Annotated in this window: 8 protein-coding genes, 2 tRNA genes and 3 rRNA genes; 5 read left to right on the top strand and 8 right to left on the bottom strand. The window is 62.5% G+C overall.

Annotated features, from left to right (window positions below; all coding sequences use genetic code 11):
• The first annotated feature begins 38 nt into the window (after positions 1–38).
• Positions 39–3,113, top strand: coding sequence for a DNA polymerase I (polA, locus tag IQ220_RS11985; protein WP_186699102.1), 3,075 nt, complete (start codon positions 39–41; stop codon positions 3,111–3,113).
• Here polA and IQ220_RS11980 read toward each other — a convergent pair.
• The 6 genes from IQ220_RS11980 to IQ220_RS11955 all read right to left on the bottom strand — a co-directional run bounded on the left by IQ220_RS11980 (position 3,055) and on the right by IQ220_RS11955 (position 9,213).
• Complete coding sequence (locus IQ220_RS11980) at positions 3,055–3,516, bottom strand: DUF6165 family protein (RefSeq protein ID WP_228009171.1); 462 nt, start codon at positions 3,514–3,516, stop codon at positions 3,055–3,057. The genes polA and IQ220_RS11980 overlap by 59 nt on opposite strands.
• A gap of 79 nt (positions 3,517–3,595) precedes the next feature.
• Positions 3,596–3,712 (bottom strand): 5S ribosomal RNA (gene rrf, locus IQ220_RS11975).
• Positions 3,713–3,858: 146 nt separating this feature from the next.
• Positions 3,859–6,744 (bottom strand): 23S ribosomal RNA (locus IQ220_RS11970).
• Between the two features lie 497 nt (positions 6,745–7,241).
• Positions 7,242–7,314: transfer RNA gene (locus tag IQ220_RS11965), tRNA-Ala, on the bottom strand.
• A 9-nt stretch (positions 7,315–7,323) separates the two neighbouring features.
• Positions 7,324–7,397: transfer RNA gene (locus IQ220_RS11960), tRNA-Ile, on the bottom strand.
• A 331-nt stretch (positions 7,398–7,728) separates the two neighbouring features.
• Positions 7,729–9,213, bottom strand: a 16S ribosomal RNA gene (locus tag IQ220_RS11955).
• The 16S, 23S and 5S rRNA genes sit together here with 2 tRNA genes alongside, the layout of an rRNA operon.
• A gap of 821 nt (positions 9,214–10,034) precedes the next feature.
• Between IQ220_RS11955 and IQ220_RS11950 the strand changes: the two genes are divergently transcribed.
• A complete protein-coding gene (locus IQ220_RS11950; RefSeq protein ID WP_186697212.1) occupies positions 10,035–11,498 on the top strand; it encodes a glycoside hydrolase 100 family protein in 1,464 nt (487 codons plus the stop codon).
• 94 nt (positions 11,499–11,592) lie between these two features.
• Here IQ220_RS11950 and petD read toward each other — a convergent pair whose 3' ends face one another.
• Together petD and petB are read right to left on the bottom strand one after the other, a co-directional pair.
• Complete coding sequence (gene petD / locus IQ220_RS11945) at positions 11,593–12,075, bottom strand: cytochrome b6-f complex subunit IV (RefSeq protein ID WP_186697213.1); 483 nt, start codon at positions 12,073–12,075, stop codon at positions 11,593–11,595.
• Between the two features lie 84 nt (positions 12,076–12,159).
• On the bottom strand, positions 12,160–12,831 hold the full coding sequence (petB, locus tag IQ220_RS11940) for a cytochrome b6 (RefSeq protein ID WP_186697214.1): 672 nt from the start codon (positions 12,829–12,831) through the stop codon (positions 12,160–12,162).
• Between the two features lie 116 nt (positions 12,832–12,947).
• On the opposite strand from petB, the gene ctpZ reads away from it, so the two are divergent.
• The 3 genes from ctpZ to minC are packed head-to-tail and all read left to right on the top strand — an operon-like array spanning position 12,948 to position 16,158.
• Complete coding sequence (ctpZ, locus tag IQ220_RS11935) at positions 12,948–14,195, top strand: carboxyl-terminal processing protease CtpZ (protein ID WP_370561843.1); 1,248 nt, start codon at positions 12,948–12,950, stop codon at positions 14,193–14,195.
• Positions 14,192–15,433: an HD domain-containing protein gene (locus IQ220_RS11930; RefSeq protein ID WP_193915242.1), complete on the top strand. Its 1,242-nt coding sequence runs from the start codon at positions 14,192–14,194 to the stop codon at positions 15,431–15,433. The genes ctpZ and IQ220_RS11930 overlap by 4 nt, the downstream gene beginning before the upstream one ends.
• Entirely contained in the window at positions 15,433–16,158 is a 726-nt protein-coding gene (gene minC, locus IQ220_RS11925; protein ID WP_193915240.1) for a septum site-determining protein MinC, read from the top strand. Before IQ220_RS11930 ends, minC begins: the two co-directional genes overlap by 1 nt.
• Positions 16,159–16,164: the final 6 nt, after the last annotated feature.

The raw sequence follows: 16,164 nt of genomic DNA, 5'->3' as shown, positions 1-16,164 counted from the left end.
TGGATGGCAGGCTGGGGCTTGGAACGATCAGGACAGGCGTGGCAGCAGCGGAACCCGACAGCGCCAGGCCGCTGCTGCTGTTGATCGACGGCCATTCGCTCGCCTTCCGCAGCTACTACGCCCTCACCAAGGGGGGCGAAGGGGGGCTGAGCACCCGCGAGGGGGTGCCCACCTCGGTGACCTACGGCTTCCTCAAGGCCCTGCTCGACCACTGCAAGGGCCTGCAACCCCAGGGGCTGGTGGTGGCCTTCGACACCGCCGAGCCCACCTTCCGCCATCAGGCCGACGACACCTACAAGGCCCATCGGGATGAGGCCCCCGAAGCCTTCTTCCAGGACCTCGCCAACCTGCAGACGATCCTGCAGGAGAGCCTGGACATCCCCCTGTGCATGGCCCCGGGCTACGAGGCCGACGACGTGCTCGGAACCCTGGCCAACCAGGCGGCCAACGAAGGCTGGCGGGTGCGCATCCTCTCGGGCGATCGCGATCTGTTCCAGCTGGTGGATGACAGCCGCGACATCGCCGTGCTCTACATGGGCGGCGGCCCCTACGCCAGGAACAGCGGCCCCCTGGAGGTGCGCCGCGAGGGGGTGGTGGCGAAGCTGGGCGTGACGCCCGAAGAGGTGGTGGACCTCAAGGCGCTCACCGGCGACAGCAGCGACAACATCCCAGGGGTCAAGGGCGTGGGTCCCAAGACCGCGATCAACCTGCTGGCGGCCTACCAGCACCTCGATGGGATCTACCAGGCCCTGGCGGAGCTGGAGCAGGGCGGCGCCAAGGCGAAGGACCCCAAGGGAGTGCTCAAGGGGGCTCTGATCGGCCGCATGCAGGAAGGCCGCGACAAGGCCTACCTGTCTCGCATGCTGGCCGAAATCCTGGTGGACATCCCCCTGCCGCAGCCGCCGCGGCTGCGGCTCGGGGCCGTGGACTGTGACGCCCTGCGCACCAGCCTGGAGGAGCTGGAGCTGCACAGCCTGGCCAGGCAGGTGGAGCGCTTCGCGGCGCTGTTCTCGGCGGAGCCGCCCGCCCCTGAAGCCACGCCAGCCGGGGCCAGCGCTGCTGCAAGCAAGCCAGCGAAGCGTGCAACCCTCGGCAAAGAGCAGGCCTCTCCGCATCCCGAGCCTTCTGGCGCCCCCCACTCGACAGGATCGGAGCAGCCTGGGTCGCTACCAGCGGATTCCGAGCCACAGGACAGGCAGCAGAGCGAACCACCCGCCCTGGTGCCGCAGCTGATCACCACTGCCGAGGCCCTTGCAGAGCTGGTGGAACGACTGCAGGGCTGCAGCGATCCCCAAAGTCCCGTGGCCCTCGACACCGAAACCACGGCCCTGAATCCGTTTCAGGCCGAGCTGGTGGGGATCGGCGTGGCCTGGGGGGAAGGAGTCGCCGAGCTGGCCTACATCCCGATCGGCCACCAGGCCGCCATCGCTGACGATCTGCTCAGCCCGCCACCGCCCCCCCCGGTCCAGCTGCCCCTGGAGCAGGTGCTCACGGCCCTGGCCACCTGGCTGGCCAGCCCAGGCCACCCCAAGGCGCTGCAGAACGCCAAGTACGACCGGCTGGTGCTGCTGCGCCACGGCCTGGAGCTGCGCGGGGTGGTGATGGATACCCTGCTGGCGGATTACCTGCGCGATGCCAACGCCAAGCACGGCCTGGAGGTGCTGGCGCAGCGCAACTTCGGCTTCACGCCCACCAGCTATGGGGAGCTGGTGCCCAAGGGCGCCAGCTTCGCGGCTGTGCCGATCGAGGCAGCCGCCCACTACTGCGGCATGGATGTGCACGTGACCAGGCGGCTGGCGCCGCTGCTGCGCCGGGAACTCGAGGCCCTGGGCCCGGCCCTGCCCGCCCTGCTGGATCAGGTGGAGCTGCCCCTGGAGCCGGTGCTCGCGCTGATGGAAGCCACGGGCATCACCATCGACACCGCCTACCTCAAGGAGCTGGGGAGCTCCCTGGGCACCACCCTGGAGCGGCTGGAAGCCGAGGCCAGAGCCGCAGCGGGGGTGGACTTCAACCTGGCCAGCCCGAAGCAGCTGGGGGAGCTGCTGTTCGACACCCTGGGACTGGAGCGCAGGAAGTCGCGGCGCACCAAGACGGGCTGGAGCACCGACGCCACCGTGCTCGAAAAACTGGAGGACGACCATCCCGTGGTGCCCCTTGTGCTGGAACACCGCGTGCTCAGCAAGCTCAAGAGCACCTACGTGGATGCCCTCCCCAGCCTGGTGGAGCCGGAAACGGGCAGGGTGCACACGGACTTCAACCAGGCGGTGACGGCCACCGGCCGGCTCAGCAGCAGCCATCCGAACCTGCAGAACATCCCCATCCGCACGGAGTTCTCCAGGCGGATCCGCAAGGCCTTCCTGCCCCAGGAGGGCTGGACGCTGATCAGCGCCGACTACTCCCAGATCGAGCTGCGCATCCTCACCCATCTCTGCGGCGAAGAGGTGCTGGTGGAGGCCTACCGCAACGGGGACGACGTGCACGCCCTGACGGCGCGGCTGTTGCTGGAGAAGGAGGAGGTGAGCAGCGAGGAGCGGCGGCTGGGCAAGACGATCAACTTCGGCGTGATCTACGGCATGGGAGCCCAGCGCTTTGCCCGGGAGACCGGTGTGAGCCAGGCCGCCGCCAAGGACTTCCTGAGCCGCTACCGGCAGCGCTACCCCAAGGTGTTCGCCTTCCTGGAACTGCAGGAACGGCTGGCCCTCAGCCGCGGCTATGTGGAGACGATCCTGGGGCGGCGGCGGCCCTTTGCCTTTGATCCGGGCGGCCTGGGCCGCTACCTGGGTAAAGACCCGCTGAGCCTGGATCTGGAGCTGGCCCGCCGCGGCGGCCTTGAGGCCCAGCAGCTGCGGGCTGCGGCCAACGCGCCGATCCAGGGCTCCAGTGCCGACATCATCAAGCTGGCCATGGTGCAACTGCAGGGGCGTCTTGAGCACGAGGGCCTGCCGGCCAGGCTGCTCCTGCAGGTGCACGATGAACTGGTGCTGGAAGCCGCCCCCGAGGCCGCTGAGGCGGTGCTGGCACTCACCCGCCGCACCATGGAGCAGGCCATGCAGCTCAGCGTGCCGCTGGTGGTGGAGACGGGGGCTGGCCCGAACTGGATGGAGGCGAAGTAGGACGGATCTCGCCCTGTCGCTGCGGCAAGGCGTAGAGCTTTTCCTCAATCAGGGGACTGCCGCAGGCGAGATTGATGGCCCGTTTGATGGCGGAACGCCGATCGTTGAGGCGGTAGATGCTTCGGGCCAGCTCCACGAAAGAGGCGCCGAAGTCCTGGGACCGCTCCTTGGCACGGATGCCGTCCTCAGCCTCCCACAGCTGGGTATTGACAGCCTGGAGCTGTTGCTGGAGATCGGTAGGCACAACCAGGGGGGCATCCGCCAAGACCGCCTCCAACAACTGATGCTCCTGACGGACGTGCTCGAAGGCCACTCCTTCGAGGTGGTTGAGTTTCAACTCAAGGATGGAGAGTTTGTCGATCAACTCACCCACGGATACCGGGATCTGAATCAAGGAGTCCATGGCCACAGAGTAGGCACAAAAAAAGGCCACCCGTTCTTGGGTGACCTTTTGATCATCGGAGCAAAGCACAAAAAGTTTTACCTGGCATCGACCTATTTTCTCAGGGGGCTTCCCCCCAACTATCGTCGGCGCTGCAGCGTTTCACAACCGAGTTCGAGATGGATCGGTGTGGTTCCACTGCGCCATGGACACCAGGATAGAAGACTCATGATGGAGTCTTCTGCTTCTTGTCTTGCTCTCAGGTTGAACCCTGAGAACTGCATAGGTTAGATCAGCTCCAGACAACCTTGATGGTCATCTCTTGCTCATCCTCTGGAAACAAGCTGTTAAGAGCTCGAGTTGATGGTCAAGCCCTCGGTCTATTAGTACTCCTCCGCTTCACACATTACTGCGCTTCCACGTAGAGCCTATCAACGGGTGTTCTTCCCGTGACCTTACTGGGTTAACCCATGGGAATACTCATCTTGAGTGGGCTTCCCACTTAGATGCTTTCAGCGGTTATCCTCTCCGCACATGGCTACCCAGCGTTTACCGTTGGCACGATAACTGGTACACCAGAGGTGCGTTCCTCCCGGTCCTCTCGTACTAGGGAGAAATCCTCTCAATATTCCTGCGCATGCACCGGATATGGACCGAACTGTCTCACGACGTTCTGAACCCAGCTCGCGTACCGCTTTAATGGGCGAACAGCCCAACCCTTGGGACCGACTTCAGCCCCAGGTTGCGATGAGCCGACATCGAGGTGCCAAACCTCCCCGTCGATGTGAACTCTTGGGGGAGATCAGCCTGTTATCCCTAGAGTAACTTTTATCCGTTGAGCGACGGCCCTTCCACGCAGAACCGTCGGATCACTAAAGCCGAGTTTCCTCCCTGTTCGACTTGTAGGTCTCACAGTCAAGCTTGCTTCTGCTTTTACACTCGTCGCTGATTTCCAACCAGCCTGAGCAAACCTTTGCGCGCCTCCGTTACCTTTTAGGAGGCGACCGCCCCAGTCAAACTGCCCACCTGATACTGTCCAGCCCCCGGATAACGGGTGGCTGTTAGAACTCTAGCTCGGAAAGAGTGGTATCTCACCAGTGGCTCACCATCACCCACAAGCAATGGTTCATAGCCTCCCACCTATCCTGCGCATTCCGAGCCCGAGCACAATACCAAGCTACAGTAAAGCTTCATAGGGTCTTTCTGTCCGGGTGCACGTAGTCCGCATCTTCACAGACAATTCTATTTCGCCGAGCCTCTCTCCGAGACAGCGCCCAGATCGTTACGCCTTTCGTGCGGGTCGGAACTTACCCGACAAGGAATTTCGCTACCTTAGGACCGTTATAGTTACGGCCGCCGTTCACCGGGGCTTCAGTCGCTAGCTTCGCTTACGCTGACCAGCTTCCTTAACCTTCCGGCACTGGGCAGGCGTCAGCCCCCATACATCGTCTTGCGACTTAGCGGAGACCTGTGTTTTTGGTAAACAGTCGCCTGGGCCTCTTCACTGCGACCACCTTGCGGTGGCACCCCTTCTCCCGAAGTTACGGGGCCATTTTGCCGAGTTCCTTAGAGAGAGTTATCTCGCGCCCCTCGGTATTCTCTACCACCCCACCTGTGTCGGTTTCGGGTACAGGCCATCATGCCTTAACGGGTATAGGGCTTTTCTTGGAAGCTTGACGTCACCCACTTCGCTGCCGTAGCAGCTCGTACTCACGCCTCAGCTCAGGATGTTTTCTCCACCCCTCAACGCCTCGAACGCTTGAACCAGTAACCAACGTCTGGCTGGGCTAGCCTTCTCCGTCCCCCTTCCCAAAACATGACAGGTACAGGAATGTTAACCTGTTGTCCATCGACTACGCCTTTCGGCCTCGCCTTAGGTCCTGACTAACCCTCCGCGGACGAGCCTGCCGGAGGAACCCTTAGGGTTTCGGGGCATGGGATTCTCACCCATGTTTTCGCTACTCAAGCCGACATTCTCACTTCCATGCAGTCCACGCCCGCTTACGCTAACGCTTCACCCCACATGGAACGCTCCCCTACCACTTGATTGTTCCTAAGAACAATTAAATCCGCAGCTTCGGTACAATGCTTAGCCCCGTTCATTTTCGGCGCAGGATCGCTCGACCAGTGAGCTATTACGCACTCCTTTGAGGATGGCTGCTTCTGGGCAAACCTCCTGGTTGTCTGGGCAATCCCACCTCCTTTATCACTCAGCATTGATTTGGGGACCTTAGCTGGCGGTCTGGGCTGTTTCCCTTTCGACCATGGAGCTTATCCCCCACAGTCTGACTGCCTTGCTACACACAGGGTATTCAGAGTTCGTCTCGATTTGGTACCGCTCTCGCAGCCCGCACCGAAACGGTGGCTTTACCCCCCTGCTGGAGCACAAGACGCTACGCCTCAACGTATTTCGGGGAGAACCAGCTAGCTCCGGGTTCGATTGGCATTTCACCCCTAACCACAGCTCATCCGCTGGTTTTTCAACACCAGTCGGTTCGGACCTCCACTTGGTATCACCCAAGCTTCATCCTGGCCATGGTTAGATCACCCGGGTTCGGGTCTATAAACACTGACCAACGCCCTATTCAGACTCGCTTTCGCTATGGCTCCACCATTTCCGGTTTAACCTGCCAGTGCCTATAAGTCGCCGGCTCATTCTTCAACAGGCACACGGTCACCCGATCAGTCGGGCTCCCATTGCTTGTAAGCTCACGGTTTCATGTTCTATTTCACTCCCCTCCCGGGGTTCTTTTCACCTTTCCCTCGCGGTACTGTTGCGCTATCGGTCACACAGGAGTACTTAGCCTTACGAGGTGGTCCTCGCGGATTCACACGGAATTTCACGTGCTCCGTGCTACTCGGGATTCAGCTAGGCCAGTTTCGTTTTCGGTTACGGGGCTTTCACCCTCTATGGCGCGCCATTCAAACGCTTCTCCTAACGTCCCTGGTCCACGTTGCTGTCCCACAACCCCGATGCTCGAAAGCATCGGTTTAGGCTCTTCCCCGTTCGCTCGCCGCTACTGAGGGAGTCGTTTTTACTTTCCTTTCCTCCAGCTACTAAGATGTTTCAGTTCGCTGGGTTGGCTCGCGCCACCCTATGGATTCAGGTGGCCGTTCTAGGGGTTGCCCCATTCGGAAATTCCCGGATCAATGCGTGTTTCCAGCTCCCCGAGACTTATCGCAGGTAACTACGTCCTTCATCGCCTCTGTGTGCCAAGGTATCCACCGTGAGCCCTTTGTAGCTTGACCATTTCATCTCCCAGTGCTTCAGGCTGTTGAGGCCTATTCTCTCAACATTCACCTGCTCCCTTGCGGTTGCGGTTTGAATGAAGGATCAAACTCTTCACTCCTCGGCGGAGTGCTAAGAACACTGGAAGTTCTCGGCTCTTAACTTCATAGAATTGATTTGATCTCATCTGGATCTTTCAATCCATCTGAAATCAAACATTCCATTGAGATGCTTTATTTCCAGATTCACCTATGCAGTTGTCAAGGTTCTTCGCCAAACCCTCAGCCGCTAAAACATCTAAAATGCTCTAGCTACTGGGAGTCCAGCATCATGCCACCACCTGAAAAGATGGAGGCATGAGGCTGGAGTCGCGCTTGGGCTCACACCAATACCGGTTTACCGATACTGTCCTGTTACCGATACCGTCTTGGTCACGTCTCCCTCAGGACTGATCTCCTGTTTCTGAGAACTACTCTGAGAATTGATCTGAGAACTAGTCTGAGAACCTACACTTGAATGGAGGTTAGCGGACTCGAACCGCTGACATCCTGCTTGCAAAGCAGGCGCTCTACCAACTGAGCTAAACCCCCAGACATGAATGGGCCATCCTGGACTTGAACCAGGGACCTCACCCTTATCAGGGGTGCGCTCTAACCACCTGAGCTAATGGCCCAGGAGATTTCCAAACCGATCACACGGCTTGGGCTTACCCTCAGGGGGGTGACCTAGACAACGTTTAGGAACTGAAAAAGGCTTCACGCTCTCCCACACCACAACACTTCCACCAAGGCATCACCTGATCTCAACTCACCTTGCGGTGTGCTGATCCCTGATGACAACCTGGCTTGCATGCCGGATCTGTTCTGCGCTTGCCTCCTTGAGGTACCGATCGACCTTCGAGATGACAGGACCATGGCCTGAGACAAAAAGTGCTTCCTACCAACAGCCACAAAGACTGGATGGTTCTCAGCGCTCAGACATCATGATCAGTTATTGTCTCCCTGTTAGGAGGTGATCCAGCCGCACCTTCCGGTACGGCTACCTTGTTACGACTTCACCCCAGTCATCAGCCCCACCTTCGGCGTCCTCCTCCACAAGGGTTGGAGTAACGACTTCGGGCATGGCCAACTTCCATGGTGTGACGGGCGGTGTGTACAAGGCCCGGGAACGTATTCACCGCAGTATGCTGACCTGCGATTACTAGCGATTCCTCCTTCACGTRGCGAGTTGCAGCCTACGATCTGAACTGAGCCACGGTTTATGGGATTTGCTAGCTCTCGCGAGTTTGCTGCCCTCTGTCCGTAGCATTGTAGTACGTGTGTAGCCCAGGATGTAAGGGGCATGATGACTTGACGTCATCCACACCTTCCTCCGGTTTATCACCGGCGGTCTCTCTAGAGTGCCCAACTCAATGCTGGCAACTAAAGACGTGGGTTGCGCTCGTTGCGGGACTTAACCCAACATCTCACGACACGAGCTGACGACAGCCATGCACCACCTGTCTCTGCGCTCCCGAAGGCACTCTTCTGTTTCCAAAAGATTCGCAGGATGTCAAACCCTGGTAAGGTTCTTCGCGTTGCATCGAATTAAACCACATACTCCACCGCTTGTGCGGGCCCCCGTCAATTCCTTTGAGTTTCACACTTGCGTGCGTACTCCCCAGGCGGAACACTTAACGCGTTGGCTACGACACCGAGGGGGTCGATTCCCCCGACACCTAGTGTTCATCGTTTACGGCCAGGACTACAGGGGTATCTAATCCCTTTCGCTCCCCTGGCTTTCGTCCATGAGCGTCAGTTATGGCCCAGCAGAGCGCCTTCGCCACTGGTGTTCTTCCCGATATCTACGCATTTCACCGCTACACCGGGAATTCCCTCTGCCCCTACCACACTCTAGTCTTCTAGTTTCCATTGCTGAAATGGAGTTGAGCTCCACGCTTTAACAACAGACTTTCAAGACCGCCTGCGGACGCTTTACGCCCAATAATTCCGGATAACGCTTGCCACTCCCGTATTACCGCGGCTGCTGGCACGGAATTAGCCGTGGCTTATTCCTCAAGTACCGTCAGTTCTTCTTCCTTGAGAAAAGAGGTTTACAGCCCAGAGGCCTTCATCCCTCACGCGGCGTTGCTCCGTCAGGCTTGCGCCCATTGCGGAAAATTCCCCACTGCTGCCTCCCGTAGGAGTCTGGGCCGTGTCTCAGTCCCAGTGTGGCTGATCATCCTCTCAGACCAGCTACTGATCGATGCCTTGGTAGGCTCTTACCCCACCAACTAGCTAATCAGACGCGAGCTCATCCTCAGGCGATTTCTCATTTCACCTCGCGGCATATGGGGTATTAGCGGCCGTTTCCAGCCGTTATCCCCCTCCTGAGGGCAGATTCTCACGCGTTACTCACCCGTCCGCCACTAGCCCGAAGGCTCGTTCGACTTGCATGTGTTAAGCACGCCGCCAGCGTTCATCCTGAGCCAGGATCAAACTCTCCGTTGTAGACCGGTCCTCTAAAACAAACAAGATCTCTCCTGCTCATCCTCAACTCGGCTTGCTCACTCCTAAAATCAACCACCCATGCCTTCCTTCATGCCGAAGCATCCAGTCAGCCACAAGCCATCGTCTTAAGCGCTCGCCCCATTCGGTAAAATGGTTTCAAAGAGTGCACCTGATCGCCATCAACTCTCGTTCATAACAACCTGGTGACTTTCCCAGATCTCAGATCCGGTTCGCTTCCAGCATCAAACTATCCTTCAACAACATGGTCACTCGTGAGAAGCAATCACATCATCAACAGCTCAATACCAGTTGCTATTGTTTTTTTGACGGGACCTCACACCTTCACTGCTCTTTCGTCAATACTCCTTAACCATCCCCGCTCAACCTCGCCCTTTCACAGGCTCAGCTCAGCAAGCACACACTCAAGAAGCACTGACGCAGTGAAAGCGTCAGTTCCTAAACGTTTCGGTTGTCCAGGTTCTGCTACCTCCACTCCCGTTTCCAGAAGCTCTCGGTGGCTGTCGCCTCGCAGCGACCTAAGAAACCTACAGCACCGAAGGGCCGCTCTCGCAGGCGCTCTTCCATCTCTGTAAGCCTGCCCGCTTCAGCTTCCGCTTCAGGCGTGCAGCACATGAACATACCATGCCGGTTGCCGAGGCTGTCAAGCGCTGCTGCCCTGCTTAGCGGCACCCCCACCGAGCGTTGGGCTGACCAAGCCCAGGGCCTGGGCGGCGATCTACGGAAACGCGTCGAAAGGCTGACCAACACCACCACGCTGCTTAAGGTCAGGACGCCGGCCTCCGGGCCACGCCCCCATTTGGATGGCACCCCAATCCAGTCAGGAACGCCTCCGCGTCCGGCCCAGCTCCCGGGAGGAGGCGGTGGTGAGCCGGGCCCGCGACCACTTCGAGCGCACCCTTGTGCGCGTGGGCGGCGAGCTGGTGGGATCGGTGGCGGCCCTGGAGCACCCCCGCAGAGCCACCGAAGCCAACTACGGCGAAGTGTTCCTGCGCGACAACGTGCCGGTGATGGTGTACCTGCTGTTGCAGGGGCGCTACGAGATCGTGCGCAATTTCCTCAGCGTCTGCCTCGACCTGCAGAGCACCCGTTACCAGACCCGAGGCGTCTTCCCCACCAGCTTCGTGGAAACAGAGGGGAAGGTGCTGGCGGATTATGGCCAGCGCTCGATCGGACGCATCACCTCCGTGGATGCCAGCCTGTGGTGGCCCGTGCTGTGCTGGCTCTATGTGAAGCGCAGCCGCGACGTGGAGTTCGCCACGAGCCAGCGGGTGCAACGCGGCGTGCAGCTGCTGCTCGACCTGGTGCTGCATCCGAGCTTTGAGGGCAACCCGGTGCTGTTTGTGCCGGACTGCGCCTTCATGATTGACCGTCCCATGGACGTCTGGGGCGCCCCCCTGGAGGTGGAGGTGCTGTTGTTCGGTTGCCTGCGCAGCTGCTGCAACCTGATGGAGCTGGCCAAGACGAGTTCCACGAGCCGGCTGCTGGACCAGCGGCTGGAACTGACGCGGCAGTGGCAACACGATCTGCGCTCGTTCCTGTTGAAGCACTACTGGGTGACCAGCAAGACCATGCAGGTGCTGCGCCGTCGCCCCACGGAGCAGTACGGCGATCATCAGCACGAAAACGAATTCAACGTGCAGCCCCAGGTGATCCCCCCCTGGCTCCAGGACTGGCTCGAGAACCGTGGCGGCTACCTGATCGGCAACATCCGCACCGGCCGGCCGGACTTCCGCTTCTACAGCCTCGGCAACTCCCTGGCCTGCATGTTCGGCCTGCTCACGGCACCACAGCAACGGGCCCTGTTCCGGCTGGTGCTGCACAACCGCGCCGATCTGATGGCCCAGATGCCGATGCGCATCTGCCATCCGCCGATGGAGGCCGATGAGTGGCGCAACAAGACCGGATCAGACCCCAAGAACTGGCCCTGGAGCTACCACAACGGGGGGCATTGGCCCTGCCTGCTGTGGTTCCTGGGAGGCGCGATCCTGCTGCACGGGGAGCGCCATCCGGAAGCCGATGTGCTGCTGATGGGCCAGATGACGGCCATGCTGGAAGAGTGCTACTGGAGCCAGCTGAACCAGCTGCCGCGCCAGCAGTGGGCTGAATACTTCGATGGGCCCACCGGCACCTGGGTAGGCCAGCAGGCCCGCACCTACCAGACCTGGACGATCGTGGGATTCCTGCTCCTGCACCACATCCTGCGTGTCAAACCCCAGGATGTGACCCTGCTGGATCTGGAGCCCGGTCTGCATCGGCAGGGATGAGCATGGCCAGCAAAAAGCCGCGATCCAGGTCGCGGCTGAGAAGCTGAACGGGGCGAAGGCGTTGTCGAGAACGACATTCAGAACCCGCTGAGGTTCAGAACAGACCAAGCGTGAGGGACTTGTCGATCGGCAGGGCCGCACCGATGCCTAGGTAGATAGTGAAAGCCGTGCCGAACAGGAAGACGGCCATGGCCACGGGGCGACGGAAGGGGTTCTGGAACTTGTTGAAACTCTCGATGAAGGGGATCAACATCAGGCCCAGGGGGATCATCGTCTGCAGGGCAATGCCGAGCAGCTTGTTGGGCACCACCCGCAGGATCTGGAACACCGGGTAGAGGTACCACTCAGGCAGGATTTCCAGAGGCGTGGCAAAGGGATCGGCCTTGTCCGCGAGCATGGCGGGGTCAAGCACCGACAGCCCCACGATGCAGCCGATGGTTCCGAGGATCACCACCGGAAACATGTAGAGGAGATCGTTTGGCCAGGCGGGCTCACCGTAGTAGTTGTGACCCATGCCCTTGGCAAGCTTGGCGCGAAGGGCGGGGTCGGTGAGATCTGGTTTCTTGAGGATGTGCATGGCTGGTGCCGCTCGCAGGGATCGCTGGTGTTTGGGGAGGCTAGGGGTGCCGGGCAGGCAGGCGAGACAAGCTGTCTCGAAGGGTCACAACGGGCCGGAGATGCCCTGCTTGCGGATCATCAGGAAGTGCATGAGCATGAACACCGCCAGGAGCCAGGGCATCACGAAGGTATGCAGGCTGTAGAAGCGGGTGAGGGTGGACTGGCCCACGGACTCACCACCACGCAGCAGTTCCACCATGAAGTCGCCGACGACAGGCACGGCCGCAGGAACGCCGCTCACGATCTTGACGGCCCAGTAGCCGACCTGATCCCAGGGAAGGGAATAGCCGGTGACGCCAAAGGAGACGGTGATCACGGCCATGGTCACGCCGGTGACCCAGGTGAGCTCGCGGGGCCGTTTGAAGCCACCAGTGAGGTAGACGCGGAACACGTGCAGGATCAGCATCAGAACCATCATCGAGGCACTCCAGCGGTGCACCGAGCGGATCAGCCAGCCGAAGCTGACATCGCTCATCAGGTACTGCACCGAGGCGTAGGCCTCAGCCACGGTGGGCTTGTAATAAAACGTCATCGCGAAGCCCGTCGCGAACTGGATCAGGAAGCACACCAGGGTGATGCCGCCCAAGCAGTAAAAAATGTTGACGTGCGGTGGCACGTACTTTGCCGAGATGTCGTCGGCGATCGCCTGGATTTCAAGACGCTCCTCGAACCAGTCGTAGACCGGGGACGACTTTCCAGCAGGAGTGTTCGCCATGCAGCTGGGAGGTTGGGTTGCGAGAGTCTACGCACCGCCATCGAGAGTCCGTGAGCGCTGAACGCCTGCCGGTGCTGCCAGCCGATCCCCAGCGGGGAGGACAGGCCGCTGGCCCGTTGCCAAGGCCGCCTTCCGCAGCCGCCAGGCCCCTGGCCTGGAGCACCCTGCTGGCCTGGCTGCTGAGCGCCAGCCTGCTCTGGGCCCCGGCCCCGGCCATCGCCCTCAGCGACGCCCAGCAGCTGGTGGTGGAGGCCTGGCGGCTCGTGAACCAGAGCTACGTGGAGCCCCAGCGCTTTGAGGCGGTGCGCTGGCGCCGGCTGCGCCAGAAAGCGCTGGAGCGCTCGATCGTGAGCTCCGACGATGCCTATGCAGCGATCGAGGCCATGCTGGCGCCCCTGGGCGACCCCTACACCCGTCTGCTGCGCCCGGAGGACTACGCCAATCTGCGCTCCAGCACCCAGGGCAGCGTGACCGGCGTGGGCCTCCAGATCGGCCTGCGGGACGGCGACCAGCGGGTGGTGGTGATCGCCCCCCTCGACGATTCCCCAGCCGCCGAGGCGGCCCTGGCCAGTGGCATGGAACTGCTGGCGGTGGATGGCCAGCCCACGGCGAGCCTCGGGCTGGAGGGCACCGCCGCGGCCCTGAGGGGCTCCGCCGGCAGCCAGGTGTTGCTGCAGGTGGCGCGGCAGGGGCAACCCCAGGAAGTGGCGCTGGAACGGCGGCAGGTGAACCTGCGGCCGGTGCGCAGCCGGCGCCTGCGGCTGGAGGGGCACACGGTGGGCTATCTGCGCATCACCCAGTTCGCCGAGCCGGTGCCCGAGCAGGTGCACCAGGCCCTCACCGACCTGGTGGACCAGGACATCGAAGGGCTGATCCTCGACCTGCGCAACAACTCTGGCGGGCTGGTGAGCGCCGGCCTGGCCGTGGCCAACCAACTGCTCGACAGCCGCCCGATCGTGGAGACGGAAGACCGCAACGGGCTCAGCTCGCCCGTGCGCTCAGGCCCTGGCGAACTCTTCGACGGCCCGATGATCACCCTGGTGAACGGCGGCACCGCCAGCGCCAGCGAGATCCTGGCCGGAGCCCTGCAGGACAACGGCCGCAGCGAACTGGCCGGCAGCCGCACCTTCGGCAAGGGCCTGATTCAGAGCCTGCTCTCCCTCGGGGACAGCAGCGGCCTGGCGGTGACCGTGGCGCGCTACCTCACCCCCAGTGGCCGCGACATTCAGAACCAGGGCATCGAACCCGACTATCCCCTGGCTCCGCCTGAGCCCCTCAACCCCGGCGGCGAGAGCGACGCCTGGCTCGATCAGGCCTCCGACCTGCTGCTGAAGCAGCTCACCCCGGCCCAGGCCCCGGCATGAGCGGCCGCACCTACCACGATCCTCTGCATGGGGCGATCCGGCTGGAGCGCAGCGACCCCGCCGAGGCCCTCGCCATCGCCCTGATCGACACAGCCCCCTTTCAACGGCTGCGGCGGATCCGGCAACTGGGGCCGGCCTATCTCACCTTCCATGGGGCCGAGTTCAGCCGCTTCACCCACTCGCTCGGGGTGCTCCACCTGGCGCGACTGGCCCTGGCCCAGCTGGCCCCCCATCACCCCGAGCTGCTGGAGCACCGGGGGGTGCTCTACGCAGCCGCCCTGTTGCATGACGTGGGCCATGGCCCGCTGAGCCACTCCGGCGAGGAGATGTATGGACTCAACCACGAGGCCTGGTCAGGGCGGCTGGTGCGGGAGCACCCGCAGCTGCGCGGCCTGCTGGAGAGCCATGCCGAGGGTTGCGCCGATGCCGTGGCCGACCTGCTGGAGCATGGCCGCTACCCGGTGCAGGCCATCAAGGCCCTGGTGAGCAGCCAGCTCGACTGCGACCGGCTCGACTACCTGCAGCGCGATGGCTACAGCACGGGAGCCAGCTACGGGCGCCTCGATCTGCAGCGGATCCTGGCGGCCCTCACCCTGGCCCCGGACGGCGCCCTGGCCGTGCAGCCGAAGGGGTTGATGGCCGTGGAGCACTACCTGGTGGTGCGCAACCTGATGTACCGCAGCGTGTACAACCACCGGCTCAACGTGGTGTGCAACTGGCTGCTGCGGCGGCTGATCAGCGTGGCCCGCCAGCTGGGTCCGGGGCGGGTGTGGGCCGATGCCGTGATGGGCCGCTGGCTGTGGGAGCGGGGCAGCCTCGATCTCGCCTCCTTTCTGGCCAACGACGACATCCGCACCGGCTACCACCTGGAGCGCTGGCAGGAGGAGGGACCCAAGGAGCTGGCCGACCCCTGCCGGCGGCTGCTGGAGCGGCGGCTGCTGAAGGCCACCGATGTGGCCAGCCGGGACCGGGGCAGCCAGCTGGAACTGCTGGCCCAGGCCAGAACGCTGGCCAGCCAAGCGGGCTTCGATCCTGATGGCTGCTGCGCCCTGGAGCAGCGCCAGACCCGCGGCTACCACCCCTATGCCGGCGGGCTGCGGCTGTGGGATGGCCGCACGCTGCAGGCCCTCGAGCAGCGCTCCCCCCTGGTGCACAGCCTCAGCGAGCCGGCCCAGCTGGCCTGGCTGATCCACCCGGCCGAGGTGGCGCCTAAGTTGCGCCGGTTCCTCGACTCCTGATGAGCGCTCCGGCCCTCGGCGCCCTGTTCCTTCCCGGCAGCTCAGGGGGCGGCAGCCACCGGCTGGTGTTGCCGCCGAGCAGGCAAGCGGCCTCGCCTCAGGAGCTGGCGGTGCGGGCCCTCGAGAGCGCGGGGTTGCTCCAGGGGCCGCCCAGGCCTGGCCCCGTAGCACTCGAGGCGAATGGCTGGCCGCTCACGGCGCGGGGGCTGCGGGCCCTCCAGGAGCTGCTGCTCCAGCACGATCTGTGGCTAGAGAACGTGCAGAGCACCAACCCCCACACCCTGGTGGCTGCGGCCGCACTGGGGCTTGAGGCCCGGCCGCCCTGGCCTGGCGCGGCCAGCAGCTCCAGCCCGGACAGCCCCATGCCCGGGGGACGGGCAGGCGAACTGGTGGTGCACCGCGGCACCGTGCGCTCCGGCGATCACCTGCAGGCAGCAGGTTCTCTTCTGGTGCTGGGGGATGTGAACCCCGGGGCCCGGCTCAGTGCCGGCGGCCACGTGCTCGTGTGGGGCCGCCTGCGCGGCCTGGCCCATGCCGGAACGGGCGGCGATGGGGGCACCAGGATCGTGGCCCTGCAGCTGCGGCCCCTGCAGCTGCGCATCGCCGGCGCCGTGGCCCGGGGGCCCGAGGAGCCCCCCCCGGAGGGACTGGCCGAGCAGGCCCGGCTGGTGGGGGGCGTGATCCGGCTCGAGCCAGCGCCACCCCAGTGGCCCCTGAACGCCTGAACCCTG

This window comes from Cyanobium sp. LEGE 06113 (genome assembly GCF_015207615.1).
The sequence above is the reverse complement of the archived record's forward strand: the minus strand, read 5'-3'. Positions and strand labels throughout refer to the sequence as shown.

What these genes read in the sequence shown, in the direction of transcription:
- petB (WP_186697214.1), bottom strand. Translation starts at nt 12,831, where the DNA reads ATGGCGAACACTCCTGCTGGAAAGTCGTCCCCGGTCTACGACTGGTTC.
- IQ220_RS11950 (WP_186697212.1), top strand. Translation starts at nt 10,035, where the DNA reads ATGGCACCCCAATCCAGTCAGGAACGCCTCCGCGTCCGGCCCAGCTCC.
- IQ220_RS11930 (WP_193915242.1), top strand. Translation starts at nt 14,192, where the DNA reads ATGAGCGGCCGCACCTACCACGATCCTCTGCATGGGGCGATCCGGCTG.
- petD (WP_186697213.1), bottom strand. Translation starts at nt 12,075, where the DNA reads ATGCACATCCTCAAGAAACCAGATCTCACCGACCCCGCCCTTCGCGCC.
- minC (WP_193915240.1), top strand. Translation starts at nt 15,433, where the DNA reads ATGAGCGCTCCGGCCCTCGGCGCCCTGTTCCTTCCCGGCAGCTCAGGG.
- IQ220_RS11980 (WP_228009171.1), bottom strand. Translation starts at nt 3,516, where the DNA reads ATGGACTCCTTGATTCAGATCCCGGTATCCGTGGGTGAGTTGATCGAC.